This is a genomic window from Comamonas sp. Z3 (assembly GCF_008121565.1).
GTDB lineage: Bacteria > Pseudomonadota > Gammaproteobacteria > Burkholderiales > Burkholderiaceae_C > Comamonas > Comamonas brasiliensis.
The window spans coordinates 29,923-54,034 of sequence record NZ_VOQU01000011.1 but is presented as its reverse complement, the minus strand read 5'-3'; the positions used below and the strand labels follow the sequence as shown (position 1 = coordinate 54,034).

The window sequence follows — 24,112 nt, the reverse complement described above, 5'->3', positions numbered from 1 at the left end:
CGCTTTGAGGAGACTGCGATGAACGCCCCTGATTCCATCTTTACGCCTGCTGCAGGCCATGCCCCCGATGCCGCCCGTTTTACCGAGTTGCTGGCCCAGTCGCGCCAGCCATTTCCGGCATCGACCAAGAGCTATCTGAGCGGTGCACTGCACCCCCAGCTGTGTGTGCCGGTGCGCGACATTGCGCTCACCAATGGAGAGCAGGTCAGCGTCTACGACACCTCGGGCCCCTATACCGACCCCGCCGTGCAGATCGACGTGCGCCAGGGTCTGCCCAGCGTGCGTGCGGCCTGGATCGAAGCGCGCGGCGATAGCGAGTACTACGTGGGTCGCCAGCGCGTGGCGCTGGACGACGGCGGCAAGCGCGGCGAGGAAGATGCGCGCGTGGCCCAGCTGCGTGCCGAGGCGGCCGCGCTGCAGCGCCAGCCGCGTCGAGCCAAATCCGGCCAGAACGTGACTCAGATGCACTATGCCAAGCGCGGCATCATTACGCCCGAGATGGAGTATGTGGCCCTGCGCGAGAACGGCCGCCGCGAATGGATGGCGCAGTACCAGCAGGACGCGGCGCGCGAGCTGCGTCTGGCCGGCAACAGCCTGGGCGCCAGCATTCCCAAGATCATCACGCCCGAATTCGTGCGCGACGAGGTGGCGCGCGGCCGCGCCATCATTCCGGCCAATATCAACCACCCTGAAATCGAGCCCATGGCGATCGGCCGCAATTTCAAGGTCAAGATCAACGCCAACATCGGTAACTCGGCCGTGACTTCCAGCATCGAGGAAGAGGTGGAAAAGCTGGTCTGGGCCATTCGCTGGGGCGCGGACAATGTCATGGATCTGTCCACCGGCAGGAACATCCACACCACGCGCGACTGGATCGTGCGCAACTCGCCCGTGCCCATCGGCACCGTGCCCATCTATCAGGCGCTCGAGAAGGTCGGCGGCATTGCCGAAGACCTGACCTGGGAGATCTTCCGCGACACCCTGGTCGAGCAGGCCGAGCAGGGCGTGGACTACTTCACCATCCACGCCGGCGTGCGCCTGGCCTATATCCACCTCACGGCCCAGCGCCGCACCGGCATTGTCTCGCGCGGTGGCTCCATCATGGCCAAGTGGTGCATGGCCCACCATCGCGAGAGCTTCCTCTACGAGCACTTCGAAGACATCTGCGACATCATGAAGCAGTACGACGTGAGCTTCTCGCTGGGCGACGGCCTGCGCCCCGGCTGCGCCAGCGATGCCAATGACGATGCCCAGTTTGCCGAACTGGCCACGCTGGGCGAGCTGACGCAGATCGCCTGGAAGCACGATGTGCAGACCATGATCGAAGGCCCCGGCCATGTGCCCATGCACATGATCCAGCAGAACATGACCGAGCAGCTCAAGCACTGCCACGAGGCACCGTTCTACACCCTGGGCCCGCTGACCATCGACATCGCTCCCGGCTATGACCATATTGCTTCGGCCATCGGCGCGGCCATGATCGGCTGGTTCGGCACGGCCATGCTGTGCTATGTCACGCCCAAGGAGCATCTGGGGCTGCCTGACCGCGACGACGTCAAGCAGGGCATCATCGCGTACAAGATCGCGGCCCACGCTGCCGACGTTGCCAAGGGCCATCCGGGCGCGCGCTCGCGTGACGATGCACTCTCACAGGCGCGTTTCGACTTCCGCTGGCAGGACCAGTTCAACCTGGGCCTGGACCCTGACACGGCGCAGGCCTACCACGATGAGACCCTGCCCAAGGACAGCGCCAAGGTGGCCCATTTCTGCTCCATGTGCGGACCCAAGTTCTGCTCCATGAAGATCACCCAGGAGGTGCGCGACTTTGCCAAGCAGCAGGGCATGAGCGCCGAGCACAGCATTGCCGCGGGCATGAAGGCCAAGGCCCAGGAGTTCAACAAGGCGGGCGGGGATTTCTATATTCCCATCGCATCGGACACCACGGCGCGTTGATCTGAGATGGCCGCAGGGCTGCAGCGCCTGGTCATCAAGCGCTGGCAGCTATCCAATGAAAAGCGCAGTCCCTGGCTGCGCTTTTTTGGGGCGAGTGAGGCTTGGCCGAGCCTGACGGTCAGATCAGGTATTCGGGGCGACCAGCTGCAACCCAGGCTTGGTATCGGGCATTGATCTTCGGCGCAATCCGGTGGAACTGCTCCCAGTCGTCGCTCACACCATACATGGTCTGTCCGTCGACACCGAACTCCTCGAAATAATCATCCACAAACCTGCTGTCGTGGTCCTCGCCTCGGTAATAGGCCACGGTAAAGGCATTGCCTTCCTCGTTCAGCTCCTGGTTCGTGAACTTCTCGTCGAGCACGCGCAGCAGGAATTGGGCGCCGCTCAACTTCTCGCTCTTCAGCAGCTCGATCTCCTCTTCGGCTTCTTCGATCAGCTCCTGGCTGGCGTAGTCGTTGCGGATCAGCCAGGCCAGAAACATGCCGATATGCGTGGCGCCCGCGGCCTGCGGAAGATCGGCCGGAAAATCCCCGCCGTAGTGCCAGGACGCGTCGTCGTACTTCATCGTCTCTCCTTGTATGTGGGCTGCAAGGCAATCCCCTGCATCCGGGACATTGCCTTTCGCGCTGGGCGGGATCTTATCGGCTGCAGCTTGGTGCACAGGCCGGGTCCGGGCACTGCGGCACGGCATTCTTCTCGATCAGATGCATATGGAAGACATGCTTTCTGTCTCTGGACCATGCGCCATGAATATGCTGCCAGGAGGGCGGATCCGCACGCGGCAGCTTGCGCTCCAGGTAGTAGATGGCCTGGTCGTCGCCGGAGAATCCGGAGTTCAGAATCCGCCAGCGCAAAGGATTGGCGCCACGCAGAGGCTTGCCGTCGCAATAGATTTGCTCGCCGTCGCTGGCATAGAGATCATTGTCCGGCATCACCTGCAGATGGCGGCTGCGGATACAGTTTTTCATTCTTCTGCCCCAGTACCACGCTGCCTGGGCATCGGATCCATAGCCGCCGCCCAGGTCGCGAAAAGTCAGAGGGTCGCTACCCGCAAGCGGCTTGAGCGAGGTTTCGTACTCGAAATAGATACTGCTGCGGTCCAGCCAATACGTGCCCAGCTGGCGAAAGCTGTTCCGGTCGATATTCGGCAGCCGGCTCCAGGCGTGGAAGATGCTGCAGGCATCTCTGGCAATGAATTGCTGATTTACAGAAATCTCGAAGCTCGCCGCGTCGGCGGTCGCCAGCTTGCGTCCCTGATGCCAGACTTTGGCCGCCCGCAAGGACCAGAGCTCGCTGCCGTAAGTGCCAATCACTTTCTGCCCGGGCAGATCGGCCAGTTTTTTCCAGCTCATTGTTGCGGCCTGTGCTTATTCATGGAGAGATCCTGCGACCCTGTGGATTCGGGTGAGCAGGCGCCGCCGGATCAAACCGCTGACCGGTCGGATCAACCACCAGTAGGGGGTGAAGCTGCGCAGGGCGCTGCCATCGGTGCAATGCACGCGGGTTTGCGTCACCAGCTTCGTCTGGCCTTCGGGCGTCGGTTCCGTGCTGAAGTTGAGCACCAGCTTGGCCAGGTTGGCCTCGGTGTAGCGGGCAAACTGCGCTTCAGGTTCCTGCAGCCGGACCAGGCCGTAGTCGCGCTGCCAGAACCGTCCCAGGAGACCGAAGGCCAGCTCTCGATCCGCGTCGCGACCCAGGGGCATGAAGTCTTCAAGGCCGAAAGCCGGGCGCTGGCTCAGTCCGCTTCTTGCCCCCAGCGTGCCAAGCAGACGATCGGGCAGCTCGCGCAGCCGGATAAATCCCTTGGCCCATGGGTCTTGCGTGGTGCCGGGGAGCATGACCGCATCCAGCAATATTTTGGGTGGCAGGTCCGAGATGAGGGTATGGCGCTCCTGGAACTGGAAGGCGGGAAGGTATTGATCGATCAGTTGCATCTTGGCTCAGGCGAATGTATCGAGTCCGGCGCACAATCCTCTTCCGGTCTCGGAAGCGCAGATTGCCCGGCGACGGGCACCAGTCTGCGCCAACTGGCTATCCAAATGAAAAAGGCAAGCCGCAAGGCCTGCCTTTTTTGCTGGGCGATGCTGCAGGGTCTGCGGCGTTTGGCTTAGAAAGGGTAGCTGGGAACGCCCCCCGTCAGATCCACCCAGCGGCCCAGCTCCAGCTGGTTGCCCTTGCCGGGCACCATGGCGTAGAACTCGGGAGCGAGCAGGGGCATGCCATGAGCGGCGATCGAACTCAGAGCGACCGGACTCAGAGGAATGCCGTAATGGGCAAAGACCTGGCGCATGTCGCGGCCGATGATGCGGCTGGACAGCACATACAGCAGCTCATGGTTGCTGATGTCCCGGCTGGCATAGTCTTTCATGCCCAGTGCGTTCTTGTTGGCGCTCCAGTAGGCATTGTCATAGATCAGGCGCTCGCCGCGACCCAGCAGGCCCAGGAAGTCGATCACATCCGCAGGCTGAGGCTGGGCCTGGCCCAGGCGTTCCCGGGTGTAGATGAAGGCCAGCTGGAAGTGCACGGCACGCATGGCGTTGTCGGACTTGTTGGCCTTGGTCCAGAAGCGCTGGAACATATCGGCTTGCAGAGCATCGCCGGTCTTGCCCGTGGCGCGTGCCGCCTGGATGTCCAGGTAGAGCTTCTTATGGTCGATGCGCTCGCCGCTGTTGTTCTCGGCACCGTTGGTGATGGCGTACTGGCGCAGGGCACTGGCGTTGGCCAGGATGTTGTTGTCGCATTCCACGGGGCAGCCGCCGCCGTCGGTGGTCAGCAGCGTCATATGGCGCATCACGGTGTTGTGGCCCAGCTCATGCCACCAGCCCCATCCGGGGGCAAGGCCGGCGGCGCCGTCCGAAGGATTGCCCGAGCACAGAAAGCCGCAGGCCGCCAGCCAGCCGACAAAATGCTGCACGCCGGGGGCGCGCTGGATGCTGCCGCGGCAATCCCAGCCCAGCGTGGCGCAGACGTTGTTCACATTGGCGCTGGCACTCATATTGTTGTAGCCGTTGGCCAGGTGGTTGCTGTCGAAGATCATGCCCTTGAGGCGCTCCACGACATAGGTGCGCGGATGGTGGCTGCCGATGGCGCTTCGGGCGTAGCCAATGGTCTGCTGTACCTCGCCCCCCACCATCTTGGAGGTCTGCCAGCCAAAGTCGCCGCGTTGCAGTGCCTGCACGGCCTCGTCGATCTCCTGTGCGCCGGGATTGCGCGTGAAGTCGAAATGCGCGTATTTGACGCTGCCGCGCACGCGCAGCTTGACCACGCTGCCGGCCTTGGCTCCCGAGTAGTTGAGAAACAGCGGACCGCCCCAGGCCGTGCTGTAGCTCAGCGTCTGGCCCGGGCTCAGGCGGGCCTGGTGCCCATCCGGAAAGCGTGGTCTGGTGTAGTTTTCCTGCGCCAGAGGATTGCCGCGCGTGCGGATATTGCCCACCCGCAGCGCCAGTGCCGCATCCGCGGCATCCACGATCTGCACCTGCACGGTCTTGCCCGGCACGGCGCCGCGGCCGATGGCCGTGCGGCCATCGGTCTGGGCAATGGTGACCTCGATGGTTTCCCAGCTGTCGCTGGTGGCCAGGCTGGCCGAGGCCTTTGGCATCCAGTCGGCAAAATTCAGCGGCGTGCTTTCATGCTCGCGCACGGCATAGCTCAGCGTGTCGGCCGCCATGGTGCGGAAAAAGGTGCTGGCATCGGAGCGCCGCACCTGCGCATAGTCCACCTGCTGGCGTGCCAGATCGGCCCAGAGCACCAGGCGGCGATGCGCCGCCATATAGGGCTTGAGATAGTAGTTGTCGGCAAACAGGTTGATGCCCTGGCCTTCCTGGCCGAGCAGATCGTTGCGGATGCCGTCGAGAGCGCCGATCAGGCTGGTGTCTGCGGAGAAGTCGGCACTGCTGCCGTTTTTCAGCGCTGCGAGCGCGGACTCATGCGCCCCCAGTCTGTCGGCCGCCTGGCGCTGCTGGGCAGCGGTCCTGCCGCCGATCTGGTAGCCGTCGGCGGGCGCCCAGTAATTGCCGGCGTAGCCGCCCAGCTCCATGCCCATGGCCTGAAGCACCTGTCGGCCGCCGGCCGAGTCCCCCCAGTTGCTGTGCAGATAGATCACGCCCTTGCCGGCCTGCAGGTAGCGGCTGACCTGGTTGCTCAGCGATGCCGAGAACGGCGTGTCCTGGCCGAAGACAAAGACATCGATGCTTTCCCAGCAGTTGTTGGCGGGGTCGGTGATGGCGCAGCTCACCATCTCGGCCTTGCTACCGAGGCGGGCGACCAGATTCGTGACCGAGGCCTGGCTGTAATTCTGCGCGGCCATGCGCAGCGTGGTCGGCAGCGGACCTTGCGCCTTGCCGGTGGCAAGCCAGGTGAAGCTGCGCTTGAACAGGGGCAACTGCGCCTGATTGGCGCCCGAGGCCGTGGCGAGCTGTCCCATCAGGTCTTTGCCATAGGCCAGGGCGCGGCCATTCTGGGACGTTGCCATGCTGGCCAGCACATTGCCGTTGTTGGCCACCAGCAGCGGGCTGGCGCTGGTCGACAGCAAGGGGCTGACGCGCTGGCTGTTGTTGCCGAAGTCCAGGGCCGCGGCAGTGCTGTCATCCAGCAACTGGGCGAGCAGTCTTTGCTGCTGCACCCGGGTTTGCTGGATCAACTGCGTGGCCGATTGCAGCAGCTCCGTCTGGTCTTCTGCCTGCAGCAGGCGGCTGTTGCCGGCAAGCAAGGCCTGTTCTATGCGGCTGCTGGTCGGCGGCTCGGTGACCGGCGGCAGCACCGCAGGCGGATCCACTTCCGGAGGTGCGACCTCGGGAGGCGTTACGCCGGGAGTGCCGGGCTGCACAGGGGTTTCGGTGCCAGGAGGCGTGGAGGGGGAGGAGTCGCCAGAGCCACCGCCGCCGCAGGCGGTCAGGGCAAGGCTTGCCAGGAGAGTCAGAGTCCAGCGTGGAAACATGAGTTTGGAAGTCAGGGCGCCGTAACTCGCAGTCATGCTGCGCTGCTACGGTCAAAGAAACTACCTGTTTTTAGGTAGTGAAACAGGCGTAAAGCCGATAAGGCGCGGCGCAGTGTAGCCTTGTCTGCGAGCTCTATTGACCATGGCCCAACGAGACTGTCCAACCCGAAACATGGCGTGGTAACCAGTTATTGACTCAGCACAAATGCCAATAGCGTAATAGGCTGCATCCAGGTGTTTTGTTAATAACCGATAAGTCCTGGGTGATGCAGGATATTTTTTGTTGAAAATTGATTGAAAAGCATGACTGAAAAAGGATTGATGCTTTTAAGTTGATAGCAAAATAATTCGATGAACGTTTCAATGTTTTATTTTGTAATTTATGTTTTAAATATGTGACTTATTCATTGATTTGGTATTTTTGGCGCATTGATTTCAGCGGCGGAGTTTTCAGGCGGCGCAGCCCTGGCTTGCTATTCGCACTGCTCAAGGCAGTAAAAAACATGGGAGCCTGAGCTCCCATGTTTTTTCGGTCCATGCTAATCCGCTTTATCGCCAGTACTGGCATTTGCTTTCGGCCTTGGTGGTCCAGATCTGCTCGGCCGGCAGCTTCTTGATGATCTTGTAATAGTCCCAGGTGCCCTTGGACTCTGCCGGCGACTTGACCTGCATCAGGTACATATCGTGCACATAGCGGCCATCTTCGCGGATATAGCCCTGTCCGAAGAAGTCGTCGATCTTGGTGCTCTTCAAGGTGGCCATGACCTTGTCGGCATCCAGCGTGCCGGCTTTTTCCACGGCCTTGAGGTAGTTCATGGTGGCCGAGTAGTCGGCGGCCTGGATCTCGCTGGGGCGACGCTGGGTCTTGGCCATGAAGGCGTCGGCAAACTTGCGCGAGCCGTCGTTCATGTCCCAGTACCAGGGGGCGGTGAACTGCATGCCTTCGGTGTTCTTCAGGCCCAGGCTGTGGATGTCGCTGAAGAAGACGAGCAGGCCGGCCAGCTTCATGTTCTTGGTGACGCCGAACTCCTTGGCCGCCTTGATGGAGTTGATGGTGTCTCCGCCGGCATTGGCCAGGCCGAGAATCTGCGCCTTGCTGTTCTGGGCCTGCAGCATGAAGCTGGAGAAGTCGCTGGCGTTGAGTGGCGTCTTGACCGAGCCCAGCACCTTGCCGCCGCGCGCTTCGATGATCTTGCTGGTGTCGGCTTCCAGGGCGTGGCCGAAGGCATAGTCGGCCGTCACAAAGAACCAGCTCTTGCCGCCCGTGTCCACCACGGCGCCGCCCGTGCCCTTGGCCAGGGCCACGGTATCGAAGGCGTAGTGCACGGTATAGGGGCTGCACTGTTCATTGGTCAGGGCCGAGCTGCCCGCGCCATTGTCGATAAAGACGCGCTTTTTCTCCTGCGCGACCTTGGCCATGGCCAGGGCGGTGGCGGAGTTGGTGCCGCCGAACACCAGGCTGATGCCCTGGGTGTCTATCCATTCGCGGGCCTTGCTGGCCGCGATATCGGCCTTGTTCTGGTGGTCGGCCGTGAGCAGCTCGATGGGCTTGCCCAGCACCTTGCCGCCAAAGTCGTCAATTGCCATCTGTATGGCAACGGCACCGTTCTTGCCTTCCACATCGGCATAAAGGCTGGACATGTCGGTGATGAAGCCGATCTTGACTTTTTCCTGTGCCATGGCGGGAGCCGCGAAGGCCGCCGTCAGGGCGAGAGCCAGCAGGGAAGCAGTGGGCGCAGACTGGGACAAGCGATGCATGGAGTCTCCTGAAAATTATGAGAAATGTGGAGAGAGCGTGCAGCGTCCGGTCGGCGGGTGGCCGCCGTCGCTGCATCGCAGCAAACATGCTAGGGGTGGCCCATGCGTCTGGCATCGGGGCAAGCACTTGCGGGAAATCCCAAGGGATATACCTATTTTGATAGCTTATATCGCTTACATTTAATAGATTTCAGATGGTTTTATTGCTGAAATCAATGAATGAAAAGCGCAGAGCGCTTTTATTCTGATAGCGGTTGCAGCGAGATACCGCCGGCACGGATGCCGCGCCGGCGCCATGAAAAAAGCAGCCCGTAGGCTGCTTTGGTAGATGTTTTGGCAGGGATTGCACCCGGCGCTTCAGGCTATGCCTTGCGGGGCGCGCGAATCGCGGTCTTGGGGCGGAAGGCCTTGCAGATCTCGTCATGGGTCTCGAGATAGGGGCCGCCGATCAGGTCGATGCAATAGGGCACGGCGGCAAAAATGCCGTTGACCTTGGATTTTCCGTCGGCGTCCTTGAGTCCTTCCAGCGTCTCGGCAATTGCCTTGGGCTGGCCCGGCAGATTGATGATCAGGCTGCTGCCGCGTATCACCGCCACCTGGCGCGAGAGGATGGCGGTGGGCACAAAGGCCAGGCTGATCTGGCGCATCTGCTCGCCAAAGCCCGGCATTTCCTTGTGGGCCACGGCAAGGGTGGCCTCGGGCGTCACATCGCGCAGCGCGGGGCCGGTGCCGCCGGTGGTCAGCACCAGGCTGCAGCCCGCATCTACCAGCTCGATCAGGGCCGCGCTGATGCCGGCCTGCTCGTCGGGAATCAGGCGCGCTTCGAACGCTACGGGATTCTTCAGCGCCCTGGACAGCCAGTCCTGCAGCGCGGGCAGGCCCTTGTCTTCATAGACGCCGCTGCTGGCGCGGTCGCTGATGGAGACAATGCCGATCTTCACGGCATCGTGAAGATATACGGGCGCATCACTCATCGCCGTCGTCCTCGGCAGCCGCATCGGCCTTGCCGGCGCTGGCCAGCTGCTCGCGCACCAGCTGGAACAGGTCGCGGTAGGCGCGGCCCTTGCTGACTTCCTTGGGCTCGGCATCGGGGCCGGCAGCAGCGGCCGCTGCGGCGGCTTGTTCCCTGGCTTTCTCGATGTCCTTGCGCGACTGGCGGATCAGCGAGCGCAGTTGTTGCACGTCGGAGCCGGGGAAATGTTCCAGCCAGATGGACAGGGCCGCTTCTTCGACGATGAGGCGGTCGCGCCATTGCTCGGCCACCTGCAGCGACATTTTTTCGCTGGCCGAGCCATTGCGCTGCTCGTCCAGTGCCTGCTTGACCGCGGCGACCTGTTCAGGCGTCAGCTTGCGCATGAGCTTGCCCACATACTGGAGCTGGCGGCGCTTGCCTTCGAAGTTGGTGATGCGCTTGGCCTCGGCCAGCGCGTCGATCAGCTGGTCGGACAGCTGCAGGCGCTTGAAGAGGTCGCTGCGCAGCGTCATGAGCTCCTTGCCCAGATCCTGCAGCGCATCACTTTCGCGCTTGAGGTCGGTCTTGGTGGAGTCGTAAGTGCCTTTGAGTTCGGCCTTCAGTTCAAGGTCCAGCTCGCTGCCTTCGGCAACGAACTTTCCGCGAACAAAATAGCCTTTGGTGGGTTTGCGTGACATGGTAAGGGGGCAATATCGGTGGCAGCGCAGAGGGCGCCGCAGTGGCGGCTATCATATCCGCCGCTATGAAAAAACCTCGCTCCAGCAATACAAGCACTTCCAGTGCACAGGCCCAATCCGCACCGCAAGCCGGTTTCAGCTTCAGCCAAGCCTTTTTTGAAGGCCTGGTGGACCAGGCCCTGAGCCACGCCAAGAAGCTGGGTGCGACGGACGCAGGCTCCGAGGCTTCCGAAGGCTGCGGCCTGTCGGTCAGTGTGCGCAAGGGCCAGCTGGAGACCGTGGAGCGCAACCGCGACAAGTCGCTGGGCGTGACCGTCTATCTGGGCCAGCGCCGGGGCAATGCCAGCACCTCGGACTTCTCCGAGGTCGCCATCAAGCAGACCGTGCAGGCCGCCTACGACATCGCGCGCTTCACGGCCGAAGACCCGTTTGCCCGCCTGCCCGACAGTGCCGATATCGCGTTGCCCGGCACGCACCGTGATCTGGAGCTGTTCCACCCCTGGGACATTACCAGCGAGCAGGCCGCCGAGATGGCGCTGCGCTGCGAGGAGGCCGCCTTCAAGACCCACCGCCGTGTGAGCAACAGCGAGGGTGCGGGCGTCTCGGCCCAGCAAAGCCATTTCTTCACGGCCCATACCAACGGTTTTCGCGGCGGCTACGCCAGCTCGCGCCACAGCATGTCGGTGGCGCCCATCGCCAAGCTGCCCGGCAAGAACGGCGAGATGCAGCGCGACTACTGGTACAGCTCCATGCGCAATGCGGCCGATCTGGCCTCGCCCGAGGCCGTGGGCCGCTATGCCGCAGAGCGCACGCTGAGCCGTCTGGGCAGCCGCAAGATTCCGACCATCGAATGCCCGGTGCTGTTCGAGTCGCCCCTGGCCGCCGGCCTGCTGGGCAGCTTCGTGCAGGCCGTCAGCGGCAGCGCGCTGTATCGCAAAAGCACGTTCTTGCTGGACTCCATGGGCAAGCCCATCTTCCCCAAACACATCGATATCGAGGAAGACCCCTTCGTCCTGGGTGGCAAGGGCAGCTCGCCCTTCGACGAGGAAGGCGTGCGCGTTCAGGCCCGCAAGGTGGTGGATGCCGGCCGCGTGGAAGGCTATTTCCTGTCCAGCTACTCGGCGCGCAAGCTGGGCATGAAGACCACGGGCAATGCCGGCGGTTCGCACAATCTGGTCATGACTTCGCGCCGCACCAAGGCGGGCGACGATCTGGACGCCATGCTCAAGAAGCTGGGCACGGGTCTGTTCGTGGTCGAGCTGATGGGCCAGGGCGTGAACTATGTGACCGGCGACTATTCGCGCGGTGCCAGCGGTTTCTGGGTGGAGAACGGCGAGATAGCCTTCCCCGTGGACGAAATCACGATTGCCGGCAACATGAAGGACATGTTCAAGGGCATCGAGGCCATCGGAGCCGATGCCTATAACTACGGTGCCAAGACCGTGGGCTCCATTCTTGTCAATCGCATGAAGGTGGCGGGCAGCTGATCGCCGCAGATCGCTCCATGAAAAAAGCAGCCGGTGGCTGCTTTTTTTGTGTCTGCATCAGCTCTCGGCGGCTGCCTGAACAATGCAGTGCGAGAGCTTCTCGAAATGCTTGTGCGCATCGGCGCTGAGCTCGATCTGCTTGCGTCTGGCATCTTCGGTATCGGCCAGCAAAATCCAGCCTTTTTGGCGCATGGACTTCAGGCGGGTGTGAATCGTGGCTGGAGAGCCCAGTTCACGCTGGGCCATCAGGTCCCGGACGCAAAGACGCTCCTGGCGCGTGCCGGCATTGGCAATCTGCTCCAGCAGGCGCTCTTCCAGCGGGTCCAGTGCAGGCAGCATCGGCAGGTTGCGGATGGTCGCTGCCAGGTGCAGAAAGCGTAAATAGATATCGGCAGACAGGGACTTTGACATGAGAAGGCAAAAACAGACGACGTGCCGCTAATGAAGAGCGAGTAAACGGCACTCATAATACTGCGCAGACAGTGAACAGGGTCGGCGGCAGCGCATGAAGAACATTTGGACGCAATTTTCGGTGGCGGTAATCACGGCTTTGCTGTTCTTGGCGATGCTGGCCTTGAATCAGTGGATTTTCTCCGAACTGGAGTTTGTCAGAGGCGTCAACTGGATTTACCTGCCTGCAGGTGCGCGTTTACTTTGTACCCTGCTTTTTGCGGAAGCGGGCGTGGTCGGGCTTTTTCTCGTGTCATGGCTGGTCTGCAACTTTTACTTCTTCCCCGATGACGGCTTGCGTGCCTTTGCGGGCGGCATCATGGCCACGCTTGCCCCTTATGGCACCTATTGCGCGGCCCGCAAATGGATGGGGCTCGGCCGCACCCTCAGCCATCTCACGCCGCAGCGCCTGCTGTGGCTCAGTGTGATCTACGGGCTGAGCAATGCCTTGCTGCACCAGGCCTGGTCCGTCGTCAGAGGGGATGGCTTCCAGCTGGACCAGCTTCTGGTGATGATTGTGGGCGACTTCAGCGGGACCCTGATCGTGCTGTATGCCTTCAAGGCCTTGCTCATGCTGCCGATCAAGATGGATCGCTATCTGCTCAAGTAACGCCATTGCCTGCGGCTGGCGGCGGGACGCTTGTCCGATTTGCCCTCTACGTCGGCAGCTGGACGGATGGCAAGTCATACTAGGGGCTTGATCGGGAAAATCCAACAACAGTCGTCAGTGTCATGAGTTCTGCATCCTCGCCCACCTCCGGCATGAGCCGTCCGGACTGGCTCAGCGCCATCATCGTCATCGTGGTCTGGGGTCTTAATTTCGTGGTCATGAAGTGGGGGCTGGCCAAGCTCTCGCCGCTGCTGCTGTGCGCGCTGCGCTTTGCCGCCGCATCGTTGCCGTTTCTGCTGTTCGTGCGCCCGCCCAAGAATCTTTCCTGGGGCTTGCTGGCCGCCTACGGGCTGGTTCAGGGGGTAGGGCAGTTCGGCCTGCTGTTTACCGGCATGAAGCTGGGCATGCCTGCCGGCATGGCATCCGTGGTGCTTCAAACCCAGGCCTTCATCACCATGCTGCTGGCGGCTGCGTTCCTGCAGGAAAAGCCGCAGCGCTGGCAATGGCTGGGCTTGCTCATCGCTCTCGCAGGGCTGCTGCTGATCGGCGCCGCCCATGGTGAGGGGGCATCGGATATGACCCTGGTCGGCTTTGTGTTGACCGTGGGCGCCGCGGCCATGTGGGCCGGCTCGAATCTGCTGACGCGCGTGGCGGCCCGGCAAGGCTCTTATGAGCCTGTGTCCTTCATCGTCTGGACCAGCGCCTTCCCCATGCTGCCGCTGCTGGCGCTGTCGGTCTGGGTGGATGGCACGGATTCTGTTGCTGCGCAGCTGGGCTCCATAGGCTGGAGCGAGCTGGGGGTGATCGCCTATCTGGCCTTTCTGTCCACCTTGCTGGGCTATGGCCTGTGGACCCGGCTGCTGCAGCGCTACGCCGCCAGCACCGTGGCCCCCTTGTCCCTGCTGGTGCCGGTGATCGGTTTGCTCTCGGCCATGCTGCTGCTGGGAGAGTCGCCCAACGGCCTGCAATGGCTGGGTACGCTGGGCGTTCTGCTGGGCATGGTGGTCAACCAGTTTGGCGGCAGATGGCGGCGTTGAGTTGCAGGTCAGGAACTGTTGTCGATCCCGTTTTTTTTATCACTCGGCTTGAATCACGAATATTGAATCTCGTATTCGTCATTATTATTGCTGGCATTCATATAAAAGCATGACTTTCCATCCCGGATTCGAGCCGGCCCAGGATGTGAACATGCAAAGGAATAATGATGCGTGAGGGAGATATTGGCGCGATGCCTCCAGAGCTGCAGCTGGCCCGGTTGCAGGCTCTGGATCGGGTCATGGCCATGGCCGAGTTCGGCCTGGATGGGGTGCTGTGCCGCGCCAATGACAACTATCTGCAGCTCATGGGCCTGACGCGTGAGCAGTGTCTGGGTCGTGCGCACCGCAGCTTTTGCTCTGCCCAACTGGCAGGTAGTGCCAGATATCGGGAAATCTGGGCCCATCTGTGCGCGGGCAATGCTTATTCCGGCGTGGTGGAGCGATTGCGCAGCGATGGCAGCAGTTGCTGGCTGGAGGCGACCTATTCACCGGTGATGGATGCCCAGGGGCGGGTGGCGCATATCCTGAAGATCGCCACCGACGTCACCCAGCGGCGTGCCCTGGAGCAGGCGCAGCAGGAGCATCTGCGTCGCCTGTCCCTGGTGGCCGATGCCTCCGATACGGCAGTCGTCATCAGCGACGGAAACTCGCGCATCGTGCATGTCAACGGCGGCTTCACGCGCATGTTCGGCTGGCGCACCGAGGAGGTGGCGGGACGCACGCCGATTGCCCTGCTGGCGCCTCAGGTGTCCGAGACTTTCGTGGATCGTTACCGTTCGGATTTGCGCGCCGGCCAGCCCGTAGGGCGCGAGGAAATCGTGGTCGGCAAGCACGGCCAGCGCTACTGGGCCAAGGTCATCAGCAACCCCATCCTCGACGCGGGCGGTTGCTGGCAGTACACGGTGTCCATGCTGACCGACATCACCCGCTCCAAGATGCACGAGGCCTTGCAGCACCGCGTGCTGGAAGCCATGGCGCGCGAGCGGCCACTGGTGGAGGTGCTGGAGATGGTGTGCCTGGAAGTCGAGAGAATCGCGCCCGAGGTGACGGCATCGATTCTCGAAGTCGATGCCCAGGGTCTGCTTCATCCTCTGGCCGGGCCAAGCCTGCCCCAGTCTTATTCGGCGCTGCTCGACGGACTGGCCGTAGGCCCGAAAGTGGGCTCCTGCGGAACCGCGGCATGGCTCAATGCGCCGGTGCAGGTGGACGATATCGGGCAGGATCCGCTGTGGGCTGATTTCAGGCACCTGATCCTGCCGCTGGGGTTCAAGGCCTGCTGGTCCACGCCTATCTGCAACAGCGAGGGCAAGCCGATAGGCACTTTCGCGTTCTATTACCGGGAGCCGCTGACGGGCGGCGCCTCGGCGTTTCACCAGCAGCTCGTGGATGCCTGCATCCACCTTTGTGCCCTGGCCCTGGAGCGCGAACTGTCGCGCGCACGCATCCGCCAGCTGGCTTTCTACGACGGCCTGACCGGATTGCCCAACCGCAGCCTGCTGCAGGCCAAGGCCGATCAGGCGATTGCCTCGGCCGCGACCCACGATGCGCAGCTGGCCGTGCTGTTCATCGATCTGGACCGCTTCAAGCAGGTCAATGACTCTCTGGGCCATCCTGTGGGGGATGAACTGCTGCGCAGTGTCGCGGCGCGACTGCAGCGCGTGCTGCGCAGCTCCGATATTGCCGGGCGCCTGTCGGGCGACGAATTCGTGGCCGTGCTGCCGCACTGCGATGCGGAATATGTGGCCAATACCATCGAACGCCTGCAGGAGCTGCTGGCCGAGCCCCTGAACATTGCCGATACCTCGCTGGCCATTTCCGCCAGCATCGGCATAGCCATGTTCCCCTCGGATGGCCGGGATATGGAGACCCTGGTGCACAGGGCCGACATGGCCATGTACCAGGCCAAGAGCAAGGGGCGGGGCCGTTTCTGCTTCTTCAGCAGCGAAATGAACCGTCTGGCGCAGGAGCGACTGGCCTTGGAGACTGCACTGCGCAAGGCGCTCAAAAGCGGTGGCCTGCGCCTGCACTATCAGCCCCAGATCGAGATGGCCACCGGCCGTCTGTATGGCGTGGAGGCCCTGGCGCGCTGGAGCCATGCGGAGCTGGGCGAGATTTCGCCTGCCCGCTTTATCCCGCTGGCCGAAGAATGCGGGCTGATTGCCGACCTGGGAAGCTGGGCGCTGGAGGAGGCCTGCCGCCAGCTGTCGCAGTGGCGTGCCAAGGGGCTGGAAGTCCCTGCGGTGTCGGTCAATCTGTCGCCATCGAGTTTTCACAACCTGGACCTGCCGCGGATGATCGCCGACACGCTGGACCGCAACGACCTGGTGCCGCAGGATCTGACCCTGGAGCTGACGGAAAGCATTCTGCTGGACACCAATCCCAGCACCATGAAGACCATCAACGAGGTGCATGCACATGGCGTGCGTCTGTCCATGGACGATTTCGGCACCGGCTATTCCAGCCTCAGCTATCTGCGCCGACTGCCGGTCAGCGAACTCAAGCTCGATCGCAGCTTTGTGGCCGATCTTGAGCACGACGAAGCGGCCCGGGCACTGAGCAGTGCCATCCTGGGCATCGGCAAGAGCCTGCACCTGACCGTGGTGGCCGAAGGCGTGGAGACGCCGACGCAGAGCGTGATGCTGTGCGAGCAGGGCTATCCGGTGGCACAGGGCTTTCTGTTCGCCAGGCCGCTGGCGCCGCAGGAGTTCGAGCATTGGCTGGCTGCCAACGCCGCCTCCCCGGTGCAGACGGCCTACGGTGCCATGGCCGCATGAACTTGCCGCTGCTGGCAGGTGCATGAGGCGCGTCAGCTGGGATGTGGGGCTTGGCAGTCTCACATCTGGCTGACTTGATGATTGACGACAACACAGCCTGCAGGCCAGTACGGGCCCGGCCGAGGCTGCTGCGCCGGTTACCTGGCTTTAGTAGGCCGCACCAGGCCGAGCCGGAGCGGCGACGGTTGCGCCGGCAAACTGGCTGCGCAGCCTGCGCGCGGCGTTCACGAACATCAGCAGGTCCACGCCCACGGCCACAAAGCTGCAGCCCAGATCCAGGTAACGCTGTGCCAGCGCGGGGTCAGAGGTCAGCGTACCTGCCGCCTTGCCGCTGGCAATGATGGTCCGCATCGCCGCCTCGATGGCAGCCTGCACTTCAGGGTGGCCGGGGTTGCCGCGGTGGCCCATGGAGGCGGCCAGGTCGGCCGGGCCTATGAAGACGCCATGCACGCCATCCACGGCGCAGATGGCTTCGAGATTTTGCAGGGCTGTGGTGGTCTCGGCCTGCACCAGCAGGCAGACCTCGTCGTCGGCCACATTCAGATAGTCGGCGCGGCTGCTCCATTGAGAGGCGCGTCCCACGGCACTGCCGACGCCGCGCACGCCCAGGGGCGGGTATTGCGTGGCGGCCACGATGGCCCGGGCCTGGTCTGCCGTGTCCACCATGGGCACGAGCAGCGTCTTGACGCCGATGTCCAGCATCTGCTTGATCAGGGCCGTGCTGCCTTCCACCACGCGCACCACGGGCTGGGCCGGGTGCGGGGCCGCTGCCTGCAGGGCGCCCAGGGTGCTGCGCAGATCGTTGGGCGCATGCTCGCCGTCGATCAGCAGCCAGTCATAGCCCGTGGTGGCGGCGGCTTCGGCCAGATAGGGGTCGGCCATGGACAGCCATAGTCCGATCTGGGGCTGGCGGGCGCAGAGGGCGGTCTTGAACGGGTTGTATGCAGGCATGCTTTTCTCGGTTTGACTATTCATGGCGTGGCATGGGGCCACGGCGATGCAGGAGGCACTGGTTCACAGCAGGTGGCCGGCGGGCAGTGGCCTGCCTGCCAGGTGGTCGACGATATTGGCGGCGGTCAGCGTCGCCACGCGCAGCGCCGCCTGGCGCGTCACGCCGGCCACATGCGGCGTCAGCAGCACCTGCGGCAACCGGGCCAGCGGATGGCCCTGGGGCAGCGGCTCGATGTCGAAGGTGTCGAGTCCGGCGCCACCCAGATGGCCGCTTTCCAGTGCCGCCAGCAGCGCGGCCTCGTCGACCACGGGGCCGCGTGCCGTGTTGATCAGCAGGCTGCCCGGGCGCAGCAGCGCCAGTTCGTTCGCGCCTATCAGGCCGCGTGTCTGCTCGGTCAGCGGGCAGTGCAGGCTCAGTATGTCCACGCGGGGCAGCAGCCGGCGCAGATCGGGTTCGCAGTCAAAGTCGTCTGCCTGGCCTGCGGGGCGCAGCACCAGCACCTTGGCGCCCAGGGCCGCAGCCAGCTGCGCGGTGGCGCGGCCGATGGCTCCGTAGCCGACGATGCCCACCGTGGAGCCGCGGAAGTCGCGGCCCTGCCAGTTGCTGCCGGCCCAGCCGCCGGCGCGTACCTGCTGGTCCAGCTGAGGCAACTGGCGCACCAGCGCCAGCATCAGCGCCAGTGCATGCTCGGCAACGGCCGGGGCATTGGCCGCTTGTGCCACGGCCACGGCCACGCCTTGGGTACGCGCAGCCTCCATGTCCACGCTGTCCACGCCGGCCCCGTTCTTGGCCACGATGCGCAAGGCGGGTGCCGCCCGCAGCACGGCGGCGCTCACAGGCTTGGAGCCGCGCAGCACCAGGGCCTGGGCGCCGGTCTGCGCCAGCCGCTGCGCCAGGCTTTCCGCCGTGATGGGTTCGGCCATGAAATGGATCTGTCCGCCGGCTTGCTGCACCACGGCCTGGGCTTCGGGTGCCCAGTGCTCGGCGGTGACGAGAACATTGAAGGGAATGGAGTCTGTGGTCATGCTTGTGCGCTCACCCAGTCCGGCTGCACGCGCACATGGCGGATATGCTGGCGGAACACGGTATAGGCCAGATGCAGCGCGCCGTCGGCGCTCTGGCGGATGGAGGGGTAGGAGTATTCGCGATTGCGGCCGTGCTCGGAATCATTGCTCATGCACCAGCCGTCGCCCACTTCGAGGTTGCGTTGCCAGGGCCAGCTCAGGCCGTCGTCGGCCGACAGGGCCAGCGTCATGGGCGCACGCGGAGCGCCCCAGAATGCTCGGCGCTCGCCGGCTGCAGCCTTGGCTGGTGTTGCCGAGCTGTCGCCCAGCTCGTCATACAGCGACTCGCGCCGCTGCGTGGCATCGGCGGCGCTGCTGGCGTTGAAGATCATGGCCAGACGCCCGTCGGCCAGACGCAAGGCCTGGATGGATGAGTTGTTGTTCGGCAGCTCCGTGGCCTCGGGCTCCTGCCAGCTCAGGCCGCCGTCTTCGCTGCGGCTGCGGTAGACATGGTCGGCCCAGCGGCTGCGAAAGAACGCCAGCAGGCCGCCGTCCGAAGCCTGCACGATGTTCATGTGAACGCAGCCCAGGCTGCCGGGCACGGCAATGCGCTGCCAGCTGCGCCCCTGATCTGCCGAGCGCAGCACGCCGCTGTCGTCGTGGCTGCCGTCCCAGGCCTGGCCCGGCTGGGCGCGGCAGTGGAAGACCGGCAGCAGCCAGCTGCCGTCCGTATGGACATGGATGGGTTGGCGCACGAAGGTGCCAGCAGGGGCATCGGCCAGCGTCTCTGTGGGCTCCCAGCTCAGGCCCTGGTCGCGAGACAGGCGCCGGCGCACCACCGAGGTGTTCTGGTGCCCCGATTGCTGGGCCGTGTGCAGCAGCCACAGTTCGCCGCCCGGCGCGGGAAACAGCACGGGGTTCTGTTCCGAGCGTTCGGCATCGTGGGAGAGCTGGATGGGCTCGGACCACTGCGCGGCACCGGGGTCAAGGCGCGACATGAAGACCGAGATGTCGGATCGGCCCTCCATGGAGCCGCCGAACCACACGCAGCCCAGGGTGCCGTCGTCCAGCACCATCAGATTGGCGGCATGGGCCTGCACACAGGGCGAGGGCAGGTCCGCCACCAGGCGGTCCGGGTCTTCGGCATGTGGGCGCAGCAATCCATCAAGCATTGGTTTTCCTTGGTTTGTCATGACACTGTGCTGTCTTTAATGTTTCTGTTTGCGGCGCGCTCTTGCGAATGGGGACCTGGAAAGAGCCAGTGCCGCCCATGCAGCCCGTGCCGCCCCGCAGTGAGGAGAAGAGAGAGCCTCATCTGCTGCGGGGGCGCGGCCTGGCCGCTCGGTGCATGTCAATCGGCCTTGATCTTCGCTGTCTTGATGAGACCGCCCACGCGCTGGTATTCACGGGGCACGAAGGCGCGCAGCTCTGTGGCGTCGCCGCTGCCCGGGGTCACGCCCAGATCGCGCAGCTTGGAGACCACCTCTGGCTGCTTCAGGGCCTTGGCCAGTGCACCGGAGAGCTTGCCGCTCACATCGGCGCTGGTCTTGGACGGAGCAAACAGTGCGTACCAGGCCGAGAACTCGAACTGTGGGTAGCCGGCTTCGGCGAAGGTCGGCACATTGGGCAGCTCGGGCAGTCGGGTGGTGGAGCCCACGGCCAGGGCGCGCACCTTGCCACCGCGCAGCAGAGGCATGGAGTTGGTCGCGGTATCGAAGATGACCGGAATGCGCCCGCCGATCAGATCCACGATGTGGGCATTGCCGCCCTTGTAGGGCACGTGGGTCATGGGGACCTTGGCGATGGACACGAACAGTTCGCCGGCCAGGTGCAGCGGCGAGCCGTTGCCCGAGGAGCCGTACATCACGGCCTGCGGGTCCTTGCGGGCCGCTTCCACCACATCCTTGAGCGATTTGTAGGGCGAGTCGTTGGCGGTGATGGCGATGATGGGGGCGCTGCCGATCATGCCGATGGGCTCGAAGTCCTTGACGGGGTCGTACTCGGTCTTGATCAGATGCGGGCTGGCGGCGTGCGTGGCCAGGCCGCCGACAAGCAGCGTGTAGCCGTCGGCCGGCGCGCGCGCCACGATGCCCGCGCCCAGCAAGGCCCCGGCACCAGGCCGGTTGTCCACCACGCTGGCGGTTCCCAGTACCTCCCCCATCTTCTGGCCGACCAGCCGCCCCAGCATGTCATTGGCGCCGCCCGCAGGATAGGGCACCACAAAGGTGATGGGCTTGCTCGGGAAGTTTCCCTGGGCCTGTGCCAGCGGCATGGCACCGGTCAGGGCCAGTGCTGCCAGCGCGCCCAGTACGGGCCTGCGGGTGATGTATCGGGATTTGCTCATGGTTTGTCTCCTGTTGTGAATGGTTCTAGCGACCGTGTTGCGTCAATCCAGTTGTCCCTGGCAGACGTATTTGATATGCAGGTAATCGTCGAGCCCGTGAGTGGAGCCTTCGCGGCCGTAGCCCGACTCCTTGACGCCGCCAAAGGGGGCGGCCTCTGCGGCCAGCGCGCCTTCGTTGACGCCCACGATGCCCGATTCCAGGGCATCGGCGACACGCCAGATGCGGCGCATGTCCTGGCTGTAGAAATAGGCGGCCAGACCGAACGGCGTGTCGTTGGCGGCGGCGATGACCTCGGCCTCGTCGTCAAACACGGTCAGCGGAGCCACGGGCCCGAAGGTTTCTTCGCAGGCGCAGGCCATGGAGGCAGTGGCGCCCGAGAGTACGGTGGGGGCGAAGTAGGTGGGGCCCAGATCCGTCAGGCGCTTGCCGCCGGTGAGTACCTTGGCGCCCTTGGCCACCGCGTCCTCCACATGGCGGGCGATCTTCTCGACGGCGCGGTCGTTGATCATGGGGCCGATCTGCGAGGCCGGGTCACTGGCCGGGCCCACGTGCAAGGCTGCCACGCGGGCGCTGAGCTGCTGGGCAAAGGCCTCGTACACCGAGCGGTGCACAAAGACGCGATTGGGGCAGACGCAGGTCTGGCCGCCGTTGCGGAACTTGGCGGCCATGAAGCCGTCCACGGCGGCTGCCACATCGGCATCCTCGAAAACGATGAAGGGCGCATTGCCGCCCAGCTCCAGCGAGAGCTTTTTCAGTGTGTCGGCGCTGCGGCGCGCCAGGTGCTTGCCCACGGGCGTGGAGCCGGTGAAGGTGATCTTGCGCACACGGCTGTCGTCCAGCCACTGGTCCACCACCCCGGGCGTGCGCTCGCGCGAGGCCGTGACGATGTTGAGCACCCCGGCCGGCACTCCGGCTTCGTGCGCCAGCAGCACCAGGGCCAGTGAAGTCAGCGGCGTGTCCTCGGCCGGCTTGCAGACCACGGTGCAGCCCGCAGCCAGTGCCGGCGCGATCTTGCGCGCGATCATGGCGGCCGGGAAGTTCCAGGGCGTGATGGCGGCGACCACGCCCACGGGCTCGCGCAGGGCGAGCATGCGCCGGCCCGGCACGGGCGCGGGAATGACTTCGCCGTTCATGCGCGTGGCGGCCTCGCCGAACCATTCGATGTAGCTGGCGGCATAGGCCACTTCGCCCTTGCCTTCGGCCAGCGGCTTGCCCTGCTCCAGCGAGATCAGCGTGCCCAGATCGTCCTGATGGGCCAGCACCAGGTCGTTCCAGCGCTTGATGATGGCGGCGCGCTGCTTGGCCGGCAGCTTGCGCCAGGCTGGCAGCGCCGCCTGGGCGGCATCCACGGCGGCGCGCGCGTCGACCGCACCGGAATCGGGTACGTCGGTAATGGTGCTGCCCGTGGCCGGATCGGTCACGGCAAAGCTGGCGCCGCTGGCAGCGGGTGTCCAGGCGCCGGCGATGAAGTTGGCGCTGCGCTGCAGTTCGGTGCGTTGCAGTCTGAGTGGCGTGGCGTTCATGGTGAAAATCGCAGAAAGTGAAGATCGGATAAGGGCGCAAAGCTCTGGAAGATGCGTTTTCCTCAGCTCACGATGCCCAGGTGCCAGGGCACGAATTCATGGTCACCCAGTCCCAGGACTTCGCTCTTGGTCTGTTCGCCGCTGGCATGGCGCAGGATCTGCTCGAAGATCTGCTGGCCCAGCTCGGGCACGGTCAGCTCTCCGTCGACGACCACGCCGCAGTTGATGTCCATGTCTTCCTGCAGGCGCTGGTACATCGGCGTGTTGCTGGCCAGCTTGATGGTGGGTGCGGGCTTGCTGCCGAACATGGAGCCGCGGCCCGTGGTGAAGCAGATCAGCTGGGCGCCGCTGGCGATCTGGCCAGTGGAGGCCACCGGGTCGTAGCCCGGCGAGTCCATGAAGACGAAGCCGTGTTCGGTGATGGGCTCGGCATATTCATAGACAGCGCGCAGCGGTGTGGTGCCGCCCTTCATGGCACTGCCCAGAGATTTTTCAAAGATGTTGGCCAGGCCGCCGGCCTGGTTGCCGTGGCCGACCACACCGTTGAACTGGGCGTTCTGGCCGGCTGCGTAGCGTTCCCACCAGGCCAGGCGGTCCAGCAGCTTCTGGCCGACTTCGGGACTGATGGCGCGGCGCGTGAGCATGAACTCCACGCCGTGGATCTCGGGGGTCTCGGACAGAATGGCCGTGCCGCCGTGGCGCACCAGAATGTCCATGGCTGCGCCCAGGCCGGGGTTGGCCGTGATGCCCGAAAAGCCGTCCGAGCCGCCGCATTCCAGGCCGATCTTGAGGTGGGCGGCGCTGACGGTGCTGCGCTGGGCCTGGTCGGCGATGGGCAGCATTTCCTCGATGGCGGCAATACCTGCCTCGATGGTGGCGCGCGTGCCACCCACTTCCTGCATCACCAGAGTGCGCAGCAACTGACCTTCCTTGAGGCCTTGCGAATCCACCAAGGCATCGACCTGGTTGCGCTCGCAGCCAAGACCCACGATGAGCACGCCCGCCAGGTTGGGGTGGCGCGCATAGCCGGCGAGGGTACGGCGCAGCACGTCGAAGTGCTCGCTGGGCGAGGACATGCCGCAGCCGCTGCTCTGGGCAAAGGCGGCCACGCCATCCACATTGGGAAAGGCTGCCAGCCGCTCGGGCGTGAAGTGGGCGGCGATGCGCTTGATCACGGTGGCCGAGCAGTTGACCGAGGACAGGATGCCGATGAAGTTGCGCGTGCCCACGCCGCCACCCGCTCGCACAAACCCCTGGAAAGTGGCGCGCTCTTCCTCGGGCACGTAGTCCACGGGCCGTACGTCGGCACCGAACGACGGGTCGCGGTAGTAGTCCACCAGCTTGAGGTTGTGGCTGTGCACATAGTCGCCAGGCTCCAGGTCGCGTGTGGCGACACCGATCACCGTGTCGTACTTCTTGACCTGCTCGCCCTCGGCGATGCGGCGTGCCGCGATCTTGTGGCCGGCCGGCACCTGGGCGCGCGTTCGCACTCCCAGCTCGGGAATGTCCTGGCCCAGGGCCAGGGCGGTCTTGGCCACCAGCACGTTGTCGTTGGGGTGCAGGTGCAGCAGGGAGGAAGAGGAGGGGAGCATCTTGGAGTCCGGGGATGGCGGGCCTGAGGCGGTGGGGA

The 24,112-nt window shown here is 64.1% G+C and carries 19 protein-coding genes; 5 read left to right on the top strand and 14 right to left on the bottom strand.

The genetic code is table 11. The features are described from left to right. The first annotated feature begins 18 nt into the window (after positions 1–18). The gene (gene thiC / locus FSY59_RS25720; RefSeq protein ID WP_148729938.1) at positions 19–1,953 is read left to right on the top strand and encodes a phosphomethylpyrimidine synthase ThiC; all 1,935 of its coding nucleotides are present in this window, start codon (positions 19–21) and stop codon (positions 1,951–1,953) included. Between the two features lie 118 nt (positions 1,954–2,071). Here thiC and FSY59_RS25715 read toward each other — a convergent pair whose 3' ends face one another. The 7 genes from FSY59_RS25715 to yjgA form a co-directional block, all read right to left on the bottom strand. Continuing rightward, positions 2,072–2,521 carry a hypothetical protein gene (locus tag FSY59_RS25715; RefSeq protein WP_003052951.1) on the bottom strand — a complete coding sequence of 150 codons (450 nt, stop codon included), beginning with the start codon at positions 2,519–2,521 and terminating at the stop codon, positions 2,072–2,074. Positions 2,522–2,594: 73 nt separating this feature from the next. After that, positions 2,595–3,308: a DKNYY domain-containing protein gene (locus FSY59_RS25710; RefSeq protein ID WP_003052953.1), complete on the bottom strand. Its 714-nt coding sequence runs from the start codon at positions 3,306–3,308 to the stop codon at positions 2,595–2,597. A 15-nt stretch (positions 3,309–3,323) separates the two neighbouring features. Next, on the bottom strand, positions 3,324–3,890 hold the full coding sequence (locus FSY59_RS25705) for a hypothetical protein (protein WP_003052955.1): 567 nt from the start codon (positions 3,888–3,890) through the stop codon (positions 3,324–3,326). Between the two features lie 173 nt (positions 3,891–4,063). Then, complete coding sequence (locus FSY59_RS25700; RefSeq protein ID WP_255439769.1) at positions 4,064–6,928, bottom strand: ImpA family metalloprotease; 2,865 nt, start codon at positions 6,926–6,928, stop codon at positions 4,064–4,066. Between the two features lie 513 nt (positions 6,929–7,441). Beyond that, complete coding sequence (locus FSY59_RS25695; protein ID WP_003069356.1) at positions 7,442–8,650, bottom strand: ABC transporter substrate-binding protein; 1,209 nt, start codon at positions 8,648–8,650, stop codon at positions 7,442–7,444. A 362-nt stretch (positions 8,651–9,012) separates the two neighbouring features. After that, positions 9,013–9,624, bottom strand: coding sequence for a molybdopterin adenylyltransferase (mog, locus tag FSY59_RS25690; RefSeq protein ID WP_148729937.1), 612 nt, complete (start codon positions 9,622–9,624; stop codon positions 9,013–9,015). After that, positions 9,617–10,300 (bottom strand): ribosome biogenesis factor YjgA, encoded by a 684-nt coding sequence (gene yjgA, locus FSY59_RS25685; RefSeq protein ID WP_043374300.1) that lies wholly within the window; start codon positions 10,298–10,300, stop codon positions 9,617–9,619. The genes mog and yjgA overlap by 8 nt, the downstream gene beginning before the upstream one ends. A 65-nt stretch (positions 10,301–10,365) precedes the next feature. On the opposite strand from yjgA, the gene pmbA reads away from it, so the two are divergent. Beyond that, positions 10,366–11,787 (top strand): metalloprotease PmbA, encoded by a 1,422-nt coding sequence (gene pmbA, locus FSY59_RS25680; protein ID WP_003052964.1) that lies wholly within the window; start codon positions 10,366–10,368, stop codon positions 11,785–11,787. Positions 11,788–11,844: 57 nt separating this feature from the next. Here the strand turns inward: pmbA and FSY59_RS25675 are convergent, their stop codons facing one another. Beyond that, on the bottom strand, positions 11,845–12,198 hold the full coding sequence (locus tag FSY59_RS25675) for a hypothetical protein (protein WP_043004784.1): 354 nt from the start codon (positions 12,196–12,198) through the stop codon (positions 11,845–11,847). Positions 12,199–12,292: 94 nt separating this feature from the next. Between FSY59_RS25675 and FSY59_RS25670 the strand changes: the two genes are divergently transcribed. From FSY59_RS25670 to FSY59_RS25660, 3 genes are all read left to right on the top strand, one after another. Beyond that, complete coding sequence (locus FSY59_RS25670) at positions 12,293–12,847, top strand: hypothetical protein (protein ID WP_003052968.1); 555 nt, start codon at positions 12,293–12,295, stop codon at positions 12,845–12,847. A 122-nt stretch (positions 12,848–12,969) separates the two neighbouring features. Next, entirely contained in the window at positions 12,970–13,884 is a 915-nt protein-coding gene (locus tag FSY59_RS25665; RefSeq protein ID WP_148729936.1) for an EamA family transporter, read from the top strand. 167 nt (positions 13,885–14,051) lie between these two features. Then, positions 14,052–16,658: an EAL domain-containing protein gene (locus FSY59_RS25660; protein ID WP_003052973.1), complete on the top strand. Its 2,607-nt coding sequence runs from the start codon at positions 14,052–14,054 to the stop codon at positions 16,656–16,658. Positions 16,659–16,805: 147 nt separating this feature from the next. On the opposite strand, the gene hpaI is transcribed toward FSY59_RS25660, so the two are convergent. The 6 genes from hpaI to FSY59_RS25630 all read right to left on the bottom strand — a co-directional run bounded on the left by hpaI (position 16,806) and on the right by FSY59_RS25630 (position 24,074). Continuing rightward, the gene (gene hpaI, locus FSY59_RS25655) at positions 16,806–17,609 is read right to left on the bottom strand and encodes a 4-hydroxy-2-oxoheptanedioate aldolase (RefSeq protein WP_003052975.1); all 804 of its coding nucleotides are present in this window, start codon (positions 17,607–17,609) and stop codon (positions 16,806–16,808) included. A gap of 63 nt (positions 17,610–17,672) precedes the next feature. Next, positions 17,673–18,635, bottom strand: coding sequence for a D-isomer specific 2-hydroxyacid dehydrogenase family protein (locus FSY59_RS25650; protein WP_148729935.1), 963 nt, complete (start codon positions 18,633–18,635; stop codon positions 17,673–17,675). Continuing rightward, positions 18,632–19,786: an exo-alpha-sialidase gene (locus FSY59_RS25645; protein WP_148729934.1), complete on the bottom strand. Its 1,155-nt coding sequence runs from the start codon at positions 19,784–19,786 to the stop codon at positions 18,632–18,634. The genes FSY59_RS25650 and FSY59_RS25645 overlap by 4 nt, the downstream gene beginning before the upstream one ends. A gap of 179 nt (positions 19,787–19,965) precedes the next feature. Further along, on the bottom strand, positions 19,966–20,958 hold the full coding sequence (locus tag FSY59_RS25640) for a tripartite tricarboxylate transporter substrate binding protein (protein WP_003052981.1): 993 nt from the start codon (positions 20,956–20,958) through the stop codon (positions 19,966–19,968). A gap of 42 nt (positions 20,959–21,000) precedes the next feature. Next, entirely contained in the window at positions 21,001–22,482 is a 1,482-nt protein-coding gene (locus FSY59_RS25635; RefSeq protein ID WP_043374286.1) for an NAD-dependent succinate-semialdehyde dehydrogenase, read from the bottom strand. Between the two features lie 62 nt (positions 22,483–22,544). Continuing rightward, complete coding sequence (locus FSY59_RS25630; RefSeq protein ID WP_148729933.1) at positions 22,545–24,074, bottom strand: UxaA family hydrolase; 1,530 nt, start codon at positions 24,072–24,074, stop codon at positions 22,545–22,547. Between the last annotated feature and the right edge of the window lie 38 nt (positions 24,075–24,112).

Coding starts and splice junctions, on each gene's coding strand:
- thiC (WP_148729938.1), top strand. CDS start 19: ATGAACGCCCCTGATTCCATCTTTACGCCTGCTGCAGGCCATGCCCCC.
- FSY59_RS25715 (WP_003052951.1), bottom strand. CDS start 2,521: ATGAAGTACGACGACGCGTCCTGGCACTACGGCGGGGATTTTCCGGCC.
- FSY59_RS25710 (WP_003052953.1), bottom strand. CDS start 3,308: ATGAGCTGGAAAAAACTGGCCGATCTGCCCGGGCAGAAAGTGATTGGC.
- FSY59_RS25705 (WP_003052955.1), bottom strand. CDS start 3,890: ATGCAACTGATCGATCAATACCTTCCCGCCTTCCAGTTCCAGGAGCGC.
- FSY59_RS25700 (WP_255439769.1), bottom strand. CDS start 6,928: ATGACTGCGAGTTACGGCGCCCTGACTTCCAAACTCATGTTTCCACGC.
- FSY59_RS25695 (WP_003069356.1), bottom strand. CDS start 8,650: ATGCATCGCTTGTCCCAGTCTGCGCCCACTGCTTCCCTGCTGGCTCTC.
- mog (WP_148729937.1), bottom strand. CDS start 9,624: ATGAGTGATGCGCCCGTATATCTTCACGATGCCGTGAAGATCGGCATT.
- yjgA (WP_043374300.1), bottom strand. CDS start 10,300: ATGTCACGCAAACCCACCAAAGGCTATTTTGTTCGCGGAAAGTTCGTT.
- pmbA (WP_003052964.1), top strand. CDS start 10,366: ATGAAAAAACCTCGCTCCAGCAATACAAGCACTTCCAGTGCACAGGCC.
- FSY59_RS25675 (WP_043004784.1), bottom strand. CDS start 12,198: ATGTCAAAGTCCCTGTCTGCCGATATCTATTTACGCTTTCTGCACCTG.
- FSY59_RS25670 (WP_003052968.1), top strand. CDS start 12,293: ATGAAGAACATTTGGACGCAATTTTCGGTGGCGGTAATCACGGCTTTG.
- FSY59_RS25665 (WP_148729936.1), top strand. CDS start 12,970: ATGAGTTCTGCATCCTCGCCCACCTCCGGCATGAGCCGTCCGGACTGG.
- FSY59_RS25660 (WP_003052973.1), top strand. CDS start 14,052: ATGCGTGAGGGAGATATTGGCGCGATGCCTCCAGAGCTGCAGCTGGCC.
- hpaI (WP_003052975.1), bottom strand. CDS start 17,609: ATGCCTGCATACAACCCGTTCAAGACCGCCCTCTGCGCCCGCCAGCCC.
- FSY59_RS25650 (WP_148729935.1), bottom strand. CDS start 18,635: ATGACCACAGACTCCATTCCCTTCAATGTTCTCGTCACCGCCGAGCAC.
- FSY59_RS25645 (WP_148729934.1), bottom strand. CDS start 19,786: ATGCTTGATGGATTGCTGCGCCCACATGCCGAAGACCCGGACCGCCTG.
- FSY59_RS25640 (WP_003052981.1), bottom strand. CDS start 20,958: ATGAGCAAATCCCGATACATCACCCGCAGGCCCGTACTGGGCGCGCTG.
- FSY59_RS25635 (WP_043374286.1), bottom strand. CDS start 22,482: ATGAACGCCACGCCACTCAGACTGCAACGCACCGAACTGCAGCGCAGC.
- FSY59_RS25630 (WP_148729933.1), bottom strand. CDS start 24,074: ATGCTCCCCTCCTCTTCCTCCCTGCTGCACCTGCACCCCAACGACAAC.